Source organism: Pseudomonas sp. LBUM1673 (genome assembly GCF_059695645.1).
Genome location: NZ_CP166780.1, coordinates 6747331 through 6760903, shown reverse-complemented (window position 1 = coordinate 6760903; position 13573 = coordinate 6747331). Strand labels below are relative to the sequence as shown.

The following is a 13573-nucleotide window of genomic DNA, read 5'->3' as shown; positions in this document are numbered from 1 at the left end:
GTGATTGATTAAAAAGGGTAGCCTCGGCTACCCTTTTTTCTTTTCTGACTTTCATCACCCGGTCGCAGCCGCTGACCTCCCAGGATTAGTAGCCTGTCATGTCTCTTGAAATCGTTATCCTCGCTGCCGGCCAAGGCACGCGCATGCGTTCGGCTTTGCCGAAAGTTCTGCACCCGGTTGCCGGTAACTCAATGCTTGGCCATGTTATCCACACGGCCCGGCAACTTGATCCGCAACGTATCCATGTGGTGATCGGCCATGGTGCCGAAGCGGTGCGCGAGCGTCTGGCGGCCGATGACCTGAATTTCGTCCTGCAGGATCAACAGCTGGGTACCGGACATGCGGTGGCCCAGGCTGTGCCGTTCATTAAGTCCGACACCGTGCTGATTCTGTATGGCGACGTACCGTTGATCGAAGTCGAAACCCTGCAACGGTTGCTCAAACTGGCTGCACCGCAGCAACTGGGCCTGTTGACCGTTGAGCTGGATGACCCGACTGGTTACGGCCGCATCGTCCGCGATGCCGCCGGCAAAGTTACCGCCATCGTCGAGCATAAAGACACCAACGACGTCGAGCGTGCGATCACTGAGGGCAATACCGGCATTCTGGCGCTACCTTTCGAACGTCTGGGTGATTGGGTGAGTCGTCTCTCCAATAACAATTCCCAAGGCGAGTACTACCTGACCGACGTGATCGCCATGGCGGTCAGTGATGGTCTGGTGGTGGCTACCGAACACCCCCATGACACCATGGAAGTGCAGGGCGCCAACGATCGCAAGCAACTGGCCGAGCTTGAGCGTCACTATCAGCTGCGCGCTGCTCGTCGTTTGATGGCTCAGGGCGTGACCCTGCGCGACCCGGCACGTTTCGATGTGCGTGGAGAGGTCATCGTCGGTCGCGACGTGCTGATCGACATCAACGTGATCCTCGAAGGCAAAGTCGTCATCGAGGACGACGTAGTGATCGGTCCGAACTGCGTGATCAAGGACAGCACCCTGCGCAAAGGCGTAGTGATCAAGGCCAATAGTCATATCGAAGGCGCGATCCTCGGCGAAGGCAGCGATGCTGGCCCATTCGCTCGTTTGCGTCCCGGCACAGTGCTGGAAGCTCGCGCGCATGTGGGTAACTTCGTCGAGCTGAAGAACGCTCACATGGGCGAGGGCGCCAAGGCCGGGCACTTGACGTATCTGGGCGACGCCGAGATCGGTGCGCGCACCAACATCGGCGCGGGCACCATTACCTGTAACTACGACGGCGCCAACAAGTGGAAAACCGTATTGGGTGAAGATGTGTTCATCGGTTCCAACAACTCGTTGGTGGCGCCTGTGGATATCTCAGCGGGTGCGACCACGGCGGCGGGTTCGACCATTACCCAGAATGTGGATAAGGCTCAGTTAGCCGTTGGTCGCGCTCGGCAGAAAAACATCGATGGCTGGAAACGGCCGGAGAAGATCAAGAAGAGTTAAGTTATCCACAGCGCATGATTTGGCGCTCATGAGATCGCTTTCGCGGGCAAGCCTCGCTCCTACGGATATCACCGTCCGGAGGAGCGAGGTTTGCCCGCGATGCTTTTATCCACAGATAATTTTTCTTGTTCCGGCTTGACGAAGTTTCGCTGATAGGTTTTGATTGCTTACGTTATCTTTCGAATCGAAACTTACCAGACCATGTCGAAACGCAATACGCCCCAACGCCGCCACAATATCCTCGCCTTGCTCAATGAGCAGGGGGAAGTCAGTGTGGACGAGCTGGCCAAGCACTTCGAAACCTCGGAAGTTACGATTCGCAAGGATCTTGCAGCGCTTGAGAGCAATGGTCTGTTGCTGCGTCGTTATGGCGGGGCGATCACCATGCCTCAGGAGCTGGTCGCCGACCTCGGCCAACCGGTTTCCAAATACAAGCAGGCCATTGCCCGCGCCGCCGTCACGCGAATTCGCGAGCATGCGCGGATCATCATCGACAGTGGCAGTACCACCGCCGCAATGATCCCGGAACTCGGCCAACAACCGGGTCTGGTGGTGATGACCAACTCCCTGCATGTTGCCAACGCCTTGAGCGAACTCGAGCACGAGCCGGTGCTGTTGATGACCGGAGGTACGTGGGACCCGCATTCCGAGTCCTTCCAGGGTCAGGTGGCCGAGCAAGTACTACGCTCATATGACTTCGATCAGTTATTTATCGGTGCCGATGGCATCGATCTGGTGCGCGGGACCACCACCTTCAATGAGTTGCTGGGCCTGAGCCGCGTCATGGCTGAGGTCGCCCGCGAAGTGATCGTGATGGTCGAGGCCGACAAGATCGGTCGCAAAATTCCCAATCTGGAGCTGCCATGGAGCAGCGTCCATACCCTCATTACCGATGATCGCCTTTCGCTTGCGGCACGCGATCAGATTCAGGCCCGCGGCATCAATTTGATTTGCGCCGCTGTCAGTCAGGAGAACTAGCATGTGTGGAATTGTCGGTGCAGTCGCAGAACGTAACATTACCGCCATCCTGCTCGAAGGCCTCAAGCGTCTGGAATACCGGGGCTATGACAGCGCCGGCGTGGCGGTGTACACCAATGATGAAAAACTCTTGCGCGTGCGTCGTCCAGGCAAGGTCAGCGAACTGGAACAGGCGCTGACCCAAGAGCCTCTGGTCGGCCGTCTGGGCATCGCCCACACACGTTGGGCGACCCACGGCGCGCCGTGCGAACGCAACGCTCACCCGCATTTTTCAGGTGATCTGGCGGTGGTGCACAACGGCATCATCGAGAACCATGAAGCCCTGCGCGAGCAACTCAAGGCTCTGGGCCACGAGTTCACGTCGGACACTGACACTGAAGTCATCGCGCATTTGCTGAACGAAAAACTCAATGAGCAGCCCGACCTGACTGCGGCCCTGAAAGCGACCGTCAAAGAGCTGCACGGTGCTTACGGTCTGGCCGTGATCAGCGCCCGCCAACCTGATCGCCTGGTGGCGGCCCGCAGTGGCAGCCCGCTGGTGATCGGTCTGGGCCTGGGTGAAAACTTCCTGGCTTCCGACCAGTTGGCCCTGCGCCAGGTCACCGACCGCTTCATGTACCTGGAAGAAGGCGACATCGCCGAAATTCGCCGCGACAGCGTGCAGATCTGGGACATCAACGGCGAACTCGTCGAGCGTGAAAGCGTTCAGTATCGTGACGGTGCCGAAGCCGCTGACAAAGGCGAATTCCGGCATTACATGCTCAAGGAGATTCACGAGCAGCCGGCCGTGGTGCAACGCACCCTGGAAGGTCGCCTGAGCCACGATCAGGTGCTGGTCCAGGCGTTCGGTCCACAAGCTGCCGAGCTGTTTGCCAAGGTGCGCAATGTACAGATCGTCGCCTGTGGCACCAGCTATCACGCCGGCATGGTTGCTCGTTACTGGCTCGAAGAACTGGCCGGCATTCCGTGTCAGGTCGAAGTTGCCAGCGAATTCCGCTACCGCAAGGTGGTCGTGCAGCCCGACACCCTGTTCGTGAGCATCTCCCAGTCAGGTGAAACCGCCGACACTTTGGCCGCCCTGCGCAATGCCAAAGAGCTGGGTTTCCTTTCCAGCCTGGCAATCTGCAACGTTGGCATCAGCTCCCTGGTGCGTGAATCGGACCTGACGCTGCTGACCCAGGCCGGTCGCGAAATCGGCGTCGCCTCGACCAAAGCCTTCACCACTCAATTGGTTGGCCTGCTGTTGTTGACCCTGTCTCTGGGTCAGGTTCGCGGTACGTTGGCCGAAGGTGTCGAAGCCACACTGGTCGAAGAACTGCGTCGCCTGCCGACCCGCTTGGGCGAAGCCCTGGCCATGGACAGCACCGTGGAGAAAATCGCCGAGCTGTTCGCCGAGAAGAACCACACGTTGTTCCTTGGCCGCGGCGCGCAGTTCCCGGTGGCGATGGAAGGCGCTCTCAAGCTCAAGGAGATCTCCTACATCCACGCGGAAGCCTATCCGGCGGGCGAACTGAAACATGGCCCATTGGCGCTTGTGGATAACGACATGCCGGTGGTCACTGTGGCGCCGAACAACGAGTTGCTGGAGAAGCTGAAGTCCAACCTTCAGGAAGTCCGCGCCCGTGGCGGTGAGCTGATCGTCTTCGCCGACGAGCAGGCCGGCATGACCAATGGTGAAGGCACTCATGTCGTCCAGATGCCGCATATCCACGACATCCTGTCGCCGATCCTCTACACCATTCCGTTGCAGTTGTTGTCGTACTACGTGGCGGTGTTGAAGGGCACCGACGTCGACCAGCCGCGCAACCTGGCGAAGTCGGTCACCGTAGAGTGAGTTATCCACAGGCTGATCGGCCTGTGGTCTCAAGTAATAAAAACTGTCGCAGCTTGGAGACCCGCAGGGTCTCCAAGCCTCATGCCTGCCTGCGCTTGACCCGGTCAGCCAGTGCCGTCAAATCGTTCCCTCCTGTGCCCTGATATGCTGCTCCAAATACAAAATGAAGAATCACTACGTTCGTACGTTGAAAGAAGTATATACGTGGGCTGGAAACAGCCACATGTGGAACTATTCGAACAGTTTTCAAAGTATTCCATTGGGGCGGCGGATGTTAAAGCTATAGCTTCAGTTCTTAACGGGAAAGGTTGTTATGGTTTTAATCGTTTACTGCACCATCACACGAGGTGCTTGAGGGGATGGTAATGTCCTCGGGGCTTACGAGTGAGGCATTTAATGAAGCAGGTTGCCGCTTCTTCTGTGGTTGGCAGAGATTTAAACGGTGAAAGACCGCGCAGTGGCTTGATGTGCCTCAATAGCGAGGTAGCCGATGAAGCCTGTGGCAGTTCCTGACGGTAGACCTAGTCTGGTCTGCGGCAAAATCTCTGCATTGGCTGGCGCGGATCACACAGCATGATGGGACAGTTACCTAACCATGGGCTGACAGTGAGTCCCGTTGTCAGGATTCGAAGTTTTACTTACTCAGGCAGGCCATGGCCTTGGTGAAAAGTGGCGGAAGTGAGTCCCACCACTCTGGCGATCAAATCAGGCCGGGGCCAGCACAGATTGTTCGCTTTTAACTAATACGCCTACAACTTGAAAGTATCGACCACATTTCTGAGTCGCCCAGCTTCGGAATCCAACTCTGCACAGGCTCTGAGGGTAGCGCTAAGATTGTCAGTGGTCTGGCGATTCAACTGGCTGATCTCATGCACATCCTTGGTCAGTTGATCGACGGCTGTTGTTTGCTCTTCAGTCGCGGCAGCGACTGTAAGGCACATCTCATCAATCTCACCGATCCTTGAGACTACTTTTACAAGGCTGGCCCCAGCCTGTTTCGCGACGAGCACGCTTTGGCTGCCGATTTCATTGCTGTGAAGCATGGTTCGGGAAGCCTGGGTGGCGCCGGCCTGTAACGCTTCGATTACCTGGCGAATTTCTTCGGTGGCGTTCTGGGTATGATGGGCAAGGCTTCTGACTTCGTCCGCCACGACGGCAAAGCCGCGTCCCGCCTCTCCGGCTCTGGCCGCCTCGATAGCCGCATTCAGGGCCAGCAGATTGGTCTTTCCGGAAATAGTCGAAATGACCTCCAGGACTTTTCCGATGTTGACGGTTTTGGCGTTGAGGTCTTCGATCTGCGAGCGGGTCAGTTCGATATTTTCCTGCAGGCGGCTCATGGCCGTGACCGTATTCTCCACCAGGTCGCAGGTCGACTCGATCTGTAACCTGGCGCTGGAAGCACCTTTGGACGCTGCCGAGGCGCTTGAAGCGATCTCCTGCGCCGCCGCGCCCAGCTCTTCGATCGCGGCAGCCACACTGGTGGTGTAACCCGATTGGTGTTCCGATTTCTCCACCGAGGAATTGGACGCCGATAGCACCCGGCGCGTGGCTTCACCCAAAGCATTCGTCGTCGACGATACCTCGGTGATAGAGGCGTGGATCCGATCGCCGAAGCGATTGAAGCTAATGGCCAGTTGCCCGAATTCGTCCTTCGACAAGATCGACAATCTACGGGTCAAATCGCCGTCGCCCTGGGCAATATCTTCCATCGCGTGGCTGATCGAATGCAGGGGCCTCATCAGCACGCGAATCAGCAGCCCGAGCAGCAGCAACGTGGCCAGGCCGGCAACAATCGTCGCGATGATCGCGGAATTGCGGAACGCGGAGACACTGGCCAGGGCCGCTTGTTTGTCGAGGACGATACCGATGTACCAATCCTGCGAGGGCAGGCCCTTGACCGCAGAGAACAGGGTGAATTTCATGCCATCAACCGACGCGGCTTCGACCAGCCGATCGTTCAGCATCAAGGTGTTGCCCGGAAACAGATCGGCCAGGGTTTTACCAATCAGCGCCTGGTCAGGGTGAACCAGTATCTTGCCCTCCTTGCTCACCAGAAAGGCGTAGCCGTTGCCATCGAACGCCTGGGCATTGAGTGTTTGCGAGATCGTCTCGATTTTCAGACTGGCGCCCAGAACCCCGAGTGTTTGCTGCCCGGAAGGGATAACGACTGCCTGGGTGATGATCCTGTAATCGATCCCCGCGCCCACGTAGGGCTCGGTCATCGCCGCACCGTTGGCGATGGCGTCCTTGTACCACTGGCGCTGTCGGGCGTCGTAGTCCGCAGGCATTTCCCGTGGCGGATAGATCTGAAATTTGCCGTCACGGGTGCCGGCATACGTGGCAATGAACTGCTCCATAAGCACTTGGTTTTGTAACTTGGCCAGGACGTTTTCTGCCGTAGGGTTCTGCCCGATAAATTCGGCGACGCTCTTCATTAAAATCAGCCGGCCGTCCAGCCAGCTCTGGATGTCATGTGCCATGGAGGCGGCGAGGGCGCGTGTGTTTTGTTCGATTTTCTGCGAACTGTCTTCACGAAGGCGAAAGTCATTCAACACGGAAAACGCGCAAAACACCGCCATGATCACCAAGGAGGCGATCAGCAATATCTTCTGATTAAATTTGAGATGTCCCATCGCTCATTCTCCAGGTATAAATCGGTAAACCATGTATCACGGTTGCGGCTGAGGGATTCCGGGGCTGGGTTATCAGCCCCGGGGCCTTGTTATTTAAGAGCGCAATTGCCGCCTTGTATAAACCGGAGCTATTAATTGTCCGAAGTTTGCTTTGCAGCGCCTGCCAAAATATGGGGTCAGGATAAAAAAGTCCCTGCTGCAGCTAACTTCAAGGCGTACGAAACACCTTGCCTTGCGTTATTGATTGATAAAGTTTTAAAGGGCCAAATACAGGTTATGGCTGAAAGTTACCTGAGCGTTTCGCTGTTACCACAATGCCAAGGTGTAACTAAGGATCAGGCGGGTTTCATCCAGATCATTACCAAAGTTTGACCTGACGGTTGCGTTTCTGACTTTCAGGCCGAGATTTTTCAGCGAACCCGTCTGTATGACATAACCAATGTCGGTGTCGCGCTCCCACTCTTTACCGGTGTTGCTGCCGGCGACTAACGCGTTGTCACCCTGGACATAACGACTCATGAACGTCAGCCCAGGGATGCCCAGCGCGGCGAAGTTATAGTCATAGCGCAGCTGCCAGGAGCGTTCCTGAGTGTTGGCAAAGTCATTGATCTGGACGAAGTTGACCAGGTAGGGGTCGCTATTGGCAATGTACGGGAAGGGGTCGTCACCGCTCATGCGCTGATAGGCAGCGGTGAATACGTTGGAGCCCAGGGTGTAGGACACCAGGCCGTTCGCCGCCCGGTTATCGAGTGGGCGGAAGTTGCCGTCGTCGGTGCTTTTCGAATAGCGCAGGTCGAACTTCAGCGACTGTTGCGCGGCGAGGGGGATCTCGTAGACCACGCCGCCAAAGAACTGCCGATAGACGTTTTCCAGGTTGCCGTAGTACAGGCTGGTGCTCAGGGCCTTGTTGAAACTGTAGGTGCCGCCGGCAAAGCGAAAGTCATCGCTGACGCCGCCGATGCGGTTGCCCGTGAAGTCCTCATAGTTTGAGGAGCTGTTGAACTTGATTTGCTCCAGTTTGCCGCCTTGCAACACTAACTTATCGATGTCCTTTGAGCTCAGCAGTGCGCCTTCGAAAGTGGCCGGCAACAGGCGCGAGTCATTACTCGAGACTACGGGTGTACGGAAGGCGAGTGAGCCCACCTTTAGAACGGTTTCCGACACCTTGGCCTTGGCCGTCAGCTCAAGTTTTGAATACTCGTCCTGTGAACCGCGGCCGTTCTTTGAACTCAGGTCAGCTGGCAACAGGCCCGTACCACCAGAGCCATCGCCGCCATCAAGCTTGAGGCCGAGCATGCCGACGGCGTCGACGCCCAGGCCCAGAGTCCCTGTGGTATAACCCGACTCGAATCGCAACATGGCGCCCTGCGCCCACTCTGCGGCTGCATCACGCTCGGCGGTGGGCGGCCCGTTACGAAAGTCACGGTTGAAGTAGAAGTTGCGCAGTTCCACGCTAGCCTTGCTGTCGGCAATAAAATCTGCAGATGCCGTGAATGGGAAAACCAACGCGCAAGTACCCGCAATAGCGAAAGTCTTTTTGATCAACATGCTCTTTATGCTCCAGATAACGGCAGATTTATTGGTTGAGTTTTATCGTTATTTTGAGTGTAAATTTACATCTACAGATTTCTGCGGGCAGCACGCGGCAACCGGGTTATTAGCCCGTTGCGCGTACCGTCTGCGAAAAGAAAAGCGTTTAAATCAATTAGCTGTTTTGATACGGCCGATCATGGAACCGGCTTCGAAGTAGGCACCTGCCTGTTTGGCAATATGAACTTCGCCCGCACAGGGGGCCAGGATCGATGTTTCCATTTTCATCGCTTCTACCACCGCGATCACTTGCCCGGTGCTCACCGATTCGCCGTCCCCGACGACCCAGGTATGCAGATTCCCCGCCACGGGGGTCAGTACCGCCTGTGGATCAGCGACCTCGATGGGGGCCATGTTTTCGCTGGCGGGGCCCGCTGCACTCAGGCTGACGCCCCGCAACAGCGCGGCAGGCAGGCCCAGTTCATGGCGCTTGCCGTCGATCTCGACGAACGTGCGCAGCACCTCAGGGTCGGCCGACACGGCGCTGCGCGGAGCGATGGTGATTTGTTCGGCGAAGTCTGTTTCGATCCAGCGGGTGTGCACGGCGAATCGGTCAGCTCCGGTGAAGTCGGCATGGTCCATCACGGCACGGTGGAAGGGCAGCACCGAGGCGATGCCCTCGATGTTGAATTCAGCCAGAGCGCGGCGGGCGCGGGCGATAGCCTGTTCGCGGGTGGCGCCGCTGACGATCAGCTTGGCCATCATCGAATCGAAGGTGCTGGGCACGCTTGAACCACTGGTCACGCCGCTGTCCAGGCGCACGCCCGGGCCAGAGGGTGGCTGGAACTCGGTGATTTGTCCGGGGGTCGGCAAAAAGCCCTTGCCCGCGTCTTCGGCGTTGATGCGAAATTCAAAGCTGTGGCCGCGCGGAGTCGGCGTTTCGCTGAACGACAACGGGAAACCGTCGGCGATGCGTAGCTGTTCAATCACCAGGTCGACGCCGGTGGTTTCTTCGGTCACCGGGTGCTCGACTTGCAAGCGCGTGTTGACCTCGAGAAACGACAGCGTGCCATCCTGACTGAGCAGGAACTCCACCGTGCCGGCGCCGACGTAGCCGGCTTTGGCACAAATATCGTGGGCCGACTGATGAATGCGTTGGCGTTGTGTGTCGTTGATAAACGGTGCGGGCGCCTCTTCCACCAGCTTCTGATTGCGTCGTTGCAGCGAGCAGTCACGCGTACCGACCACCACCACCTTGCCGTGTTTGTCGGCCAGTATCTGCGCTTCAATGTGCCGAGGGCGGTCGAGGAACTGCTCTACGAAACATTCGCCACGACCGAAGGCTGCTTCAGCTTCGCGCACGGCCGAGGCGAACAGCTCGGCGACCTCGTCCAGGCGCCAGGCGACTTTCATGCCGCGTCCACCACCACCGAAGGCGGCCTTGATGGCAATCGGCAGGCCGTGCTGCTCGGCAAAGGCCAGCACTTCGGCGGCGCTTTCGACAGGTCCAGGCGTGCCGGCTACCAGGGGCGCACCGACCTGCTGGGCCAGTTTTCGCGCTTCGACCTTGTCCCCCAGCACATCGATGGTCTCTGGGTTGGGGCCGACCCAGATAAGCCCGGCGTTGATCACCGCGCGGGCGAAGTCGGCTCGCTCAGACAGAAAGCCATAGCCTGGGTGCACGGCGTCGGCGCCGCTGCGTTTGGCGATGGCGAGGAGCTTTTCGATATCCAGGTAGGTCTCTGCCGGGCGTTGGCCGTTCAGAGAAAAGGCTTCGTCGGCCTGGCGCACATGCAGGGCGTCGATGTCGGCGTCGGCATACACCGCGACAGACTGCACACCGTAGTCGCGGCAGGCGCGGGCGATGCGTACGGCAATTTCACCACGGTTGGCGATCAGTAATTTTTTCATGGGGTTTTCTTCGCATCGGCAGTTGAAAAAGAGGCGTCTGTGCTGGGTTGGATTTCGTTGAATCCGTTCAGAGGTTTGAAGCGAATCTGCGCATTGATCGGTATCTGCCCAGCCAGGTCCAGATGGTGGCTGGCCACCGCAGCGATCACCGGATAACCGCCGGTCAATGGGTGGTCGGCCAAGAACAGCACGGGTTGGCCGCTGGCCGGTACCTGGATGGCGCCGACGGAAGTGCCTTCGCTGGGCAGCTCCTGGTGATTGCTGCGCGTCAGCGGCGTGTCACCGGCCAGGCGAATGCCCACCCGGTTGGACTGTGAGGTGACGCGCCAGAGCTGGCTGCTCAGGCGCTGGATGGCGTCTTCGGTAAACCAGTCGGTGCGCGGCCCCATGACCACGTCAAGGGTGACGATGTTGGCCGCCGTCGGCAGTTCAAAGGCCGGGGCTTCGTTCAGCGATACACTGGTGCCCGTGGTCAGTGTGGTAAAGCCCAGTCGGTCGCCGACGGCGAGCGCCGGAGGGCCGACCTGGGCCAGAGTGTCTGTGGACAGGCTGCCGAGCACCGGCGTGACTTCAAAGCCACCGCGAATCGCCAGGTAGCTGCGCAGCCCTGCAAGGGGTGAACCCAGGCTGACACGGTCACCCACGTCCAGCTCGATGGGCTGGTAGTTGCTGGCCGGCCATTGCAGGCCGCTGGCGTTAGTGATGGTGACCGGGGTGTGTGCGCCAGTGATCGCTATCACGGCGCGGCCATGGCAAACAAAGCTCAGGCCGCCGAGTACCGATTCCACACAGGCCATGTCCGAGCGGTTGCCGACCGCGCGGTTGGCCGCCCGCAGGGCACCGAAGTCCAGTGCGCCGGACCTGGAGACACCCAGGCCGGTCTGGCCGGGACGCCCCATATCCTGCAATACGCTGTGCAATCCGGGGGTGATGATTTCCAAGTAGGGGCCGCTGGATACGGCGGCGCATGCAGGCGGGTTGGGGGCAGGCAAGCCGCTGGCGGGGAGAGGTCCGGCATCGGTAAAGCGCACTTTGTAGCCGGGGCGCAGTAGCGCCGGTTCAGCGCGGTTCAGGTCCCACATTTGCAATGGCGTTACGCCGATGATCTGCCAGCCACCTGGGCTGGCTTGCGGATAGACGCCGCTGAAATCCCCGGCCAGGGCCACGGCGCCCGCCGGTATGCGGGTGCGTGGGTTTTGCCGGCGCGGCACCTGGAAACCGGCGCCGCCAGTGAGGTAGGCAAAACCCGGCGCGAAACCACAAAAGGCCACGCTGTAGTCATGGGCGGTGTGGCGCTCTATCACTTGGTTGCGGCTGATCCTCAGCAGCGTGGCGACCTCGTCGAGGTCTTCGCCGTTGTAGTGCACCGGGATTTCCACCCGGCGCTGCTCGCCCTCGCGGCGCTGGCTCAGGTCCCGGCCGGCGATACGGTCGACCAGCGCCTGGCGCTCGATGGCGCTGGGGCGAAATTGGATCAGCAGCGTTCGCGCGGCAGGAACAATTTCTTCCACGCCCGCAATAGGCTCCGCCATCAGGGCGTCGAACAAGGCCAAGGTCTCGTCGAGGTCGTTCAACTCGACGAGCAGGGTGTCCAGGTTGACCGGTAGAAAGCGCACGGGAGACTCCTAGACGTGGTAGGTGCTGTCAGGCACATCGGTAATGAACATGTGGCCGGGCGAATGGGTGATGGCGAAGGGCACGCCCGAGGCCACGACGGCCGCCTGGGGCGTCACACCGCAGGCCCAGAACACCGGGATCTCGCCCGGTTCGATGCGCACGGCGTCGCCAAAGTCGGGGCGGTTCAGGTCCTGGATGCCCAGCAGCGCGGGCTCGCCGATGTGCACCGGAGCGCCGTGGACGGAGGGATAGCGCCCGGAGATTCCACTGGCCTCTGCCACGCGATCGGGCGGGATCGGGCGCATGGACACGACCATTTCACCCTGTAGGCGTCCCGCCGGACGGCAGGCGCGGTTGGTACGGTACATGGGGACGTTGCAGCCATCTGCGATATGCCGCACTTCGATGCCCGCTTCTTGCAAGGCGGTTTCAAAGGTAAAGCTGCAACCAATCAAAAACGCCACCATATCGTCGTGCTCAGCCCAGGCTTGGGTTGCGTCGCTGACTTCCTCGACCATTTTTCCGTCCCGCCAGATGCGATACAGGGGGATGTCGGTACGTAGGTCTGCGCCTTCAGCCAGCAGTGTCCTCGGACTGCCCGCATCGCTGACGTCGAGGATCGGACAAGCTTTCGGATTGCGCTGGGCGTACAGCAGAAAGTCGTAGGCCCATTCGCGCGGCAAGGCGATCAGGTTGGCCTGGGTCATGCCCGGGGCAATACCGGCCGTGGGGGTTACCAGTCCGCCACGGTAGGTTTTGCGTGCTTCTTGGGCAGCGGCAATGGCCGCCTGGCGGGCGCGGGCGAGAGCATTCATGGACGATCTCCAGCAAAAGGCAGCAGGGACAGGTTGGCGTGCTCTAGGACTCGGCGCAGTTCGCGAGCCATTTCTACGGCAGCGGGGCTGTCGCCATGAACACAGATTGAGTCAGCCTGGATTCGGGTTCGACTGCCATCAATGGCTTCGATGGTGCCGTCTTCAACCAGGCGGAGCATGCGTTGGGCCACTATCTGGGGATCGTGCAGCACGGCCCCCGGCTCGCGTCGCGAAACCAGGGTGCCTTGCGGTGTATAGGCACGGTCGGCGAAGGCCTCCGCGACACACTGCAAGCCCTCGTTACGCGCCAACTCAATCAGCTCCGAGCCGGCCAAAGCCACCAGTATCAGCGTGGGGTCGATGGCGCGGATGGCTGCGATCACCGCCAGCGCCTGGCGACGGTCGTGGGCAATGGTGTTGTACAGGGCGCCGTGGGGCTTCACATAGCGCACCGAGGTGCCCGCGGCCTTGGCCAGGCCTTGAAGCGCGCCGATCTGGTAAATCACGTCGGCGGTCAGTTCATCGCTGGCCAGGTCCATGTTCCGTCGACCGAAGCCGACCTTGTCCGGGTAGGCGACATGGGCGCCAATGGTGACGTTTTTTGCTGCTGCGGCTTTCAGTGTCCGCAGGATGCCAGCCGGGTCGCCGGCGTGAAAACCACAGGCGACATTGGCGCTGGTCACCACATCGAGCATGGCGGCATCGTCGCCCATGCTCCAGGCGCCAAAGCTTTCGCCTAGGTCGCTGTTGATATCTATCGTTGGCATTCACGTGACTCCTTTTTCGTTA

Annotated in this window: 9 protein-coding genes; 3 read left to right on the top strand and 6 right to left on the bottom strand. The window is 59.4% G+C overall.

Annotated features, from left to right (window positions below; genetic code table 11):
- The first annotated feature begins 98 nt into the window (after positions 1-98).
- The 3 genes from glmU (at position 99) to glmS (ending at position 4278) form a co-directional block, all read left to right on the top strand.
- Positions 99-1466 carry a bifunctional UDP-N-acetylglucosamine diphosphorylase/glucosamine-1-phosphate N-acetyltransferase GlmU gene (gene glmU, locus ACA044_RS30890; RefSeq protein WP_497444606.1) on the top strand — a complete coding sequence of 456 codons (1368 nt, stop codon included), beginning with the start codon at positions 99-101 and terminating at the stop codon, positions 1464-1466.
- A 201-nt stretch (positions 1467-1667) separates the two neighbouring features.
- A complete protein-coding gene (locus ACA044_RS30885) occupies positions 1668-2444 on the top strand; it encodes a DeoR/GlpR family DNA-binding transcription regulator (RefSeq protein ID WP_497444605.1) in 777 nt (258 codons plus the stop codon).
- Between the two features lies 1 nt (position 2445).
- On the top strand, positions 2446-4278 hold the full coding sequence (gene glmS, locus ACA044_RS30880) for a glutamine--fructose-6-phosphate transaminase (isomerizing) (RefSeq protein ID WP_497444604.1): 1833 nt from the start codon (positions 2446-2448) through the stop codon (positions 4276-4278).
- 749 nt (positions 4279-5027) lie between these two features.
- Here glmS and ACA044_RS30875 read toward each other — a convergent pair.
- The 6 genes from ACA044_RS30875 to ACA044_RS30850 all read right to left on the bottom strand — a co-directional run bounded on the left by ACA044_RS30875 (position 5028) and on the right by ACA044_RS30850 (position 13551).
- Entirely contained in the window at positions 5028-6911 is a 1884-nt protein-coding gene (locus tag ACA044_RS30875; RefSeq protein ID WP_497444603.1) for a methyl-accepting chemotaxis protein, read from the bottom strand.
- Between the two features lie 306 nt (positions 6912-7217).
- Positions 7218-8459, bottom strand: coding sequence for an OprD family porin (locus tag ACA044_RS30870; RefSeq protein WP_497444602.1), 1242 nt, complete (start codon positions 8457-8459; stop codon positions 7218-7220).
- A 153-nt stretch (positions 8460-8612) separates the two neighbouring features.
- Positions 8613-10352 carry an acetyl/propionyl/methylcrotonyl-CoA carboxylase subunit alpha gene (locus ACA044_RS30865; protein WP_497444601.1) on the bottom strand — a complete coding sequence of 580 codons (1740 nt, stop codon included), beginning with the start codon at positions 10350-10352 and terminating at the stop codon, positions 8613-8615.
- The gene (locus ACA044_RS30860; RefSeq protein ID WP_497444600.1) at positions 10349-11968 is read right to left on the bottom strand and encodes a 5-oxoprolinase subunit B/C family protein; all 1620 of its coding nucleotides are present in this window, start codon (positions 11966-11968) and stop codon (positions 10349-10351) included. The genes ACA044_RS30865 and ACA044_RS30860 overlap by 4 nt, the downstream gene beginning before the upstream one ends.
- A 9-nt stretch (positions 11969-11977) precedes the next feature.
- Positions 11978-12784, bottom strand: coding sequence for a putative hydro-lyase (locus ACA044_RS30855; RefSeq protein WP_497444599.1), 807 nt, complete (start codon positions 12782-12784; stop codon positions 11978-11980).
- Positions 12781-13551, bottom strand: coding sequence for a LamB/YcsF family protein (locus ACA044_RS30850; protein WP_497444598.1), 771 nt, complete (start codon positions 13549-13551; stop codon positions 12781-12783). Before ACA044_RS30850 ends, ACA044_RS30855 begins: the two co-directional genes overlap by 4 nt.
- Between the last annotated feature and the right edge of the window lie 22 nt (positions 13552-13573).

Bases quoted from the DNA above. Each gene is read 5' to 3' on its own strand.
- glmU (WP_497444606.1), top strand. From the start codon at position 99: ATGTCTCTTGAAATCGTTATCCTCGCTGCCGGCCAAGGCACGCGCATG.
- ACA044_RS30885 (WP_497444605.1), top strand. From the start codon at position 1,668: ATGTCGAAACGCAATACGCCCCAACGCCGCCACAATATCCTCGCCTTG.
- glmS (WP_497444604.1), top strand. From the start codon at position 2,446: ATGTGTGGAATTGTCGGTGCAGTCGCAGAACGTAACATTACCGCCATC.
- ACA044_RS30875 (WP_497444603.1), bottom strand. From the start codon at position 6,911: ATGGGACATCTCAAATTTAATCAGAAGATATTGCTGATCGCCTCCTTG.
- ACA044_RS30870 (WP_497444602.1), bottom strand. From the start codon at position 8,459: ATGTTGATCAAAAAGACTTTCGCTATTGCGGGTACTTGCGCGTTGGTT.
- ACA044_RS30865 (WP_497444601.1), bottom strand. From the start codon at position 10,352: ATGAAAAAATTACTGATCGCCAACCGTGGTGAAATTGCCGTACGCATC.
- ACA044_RS30855 (WP_497444599.1), bottom strand. From the start codon at position 12,784: ATGAATGCTCTCGCCCGCGCCCGCCAGGCGGCCATTGCCGCTGCCCAA.
- ACA044_RS30850 (WP_497444598.1), bottom strand. From the start codon at position 13,551: ATGCCAACGATAGATATCAACAGCGACCTAGGCGAAAGCTTTGGCGCC.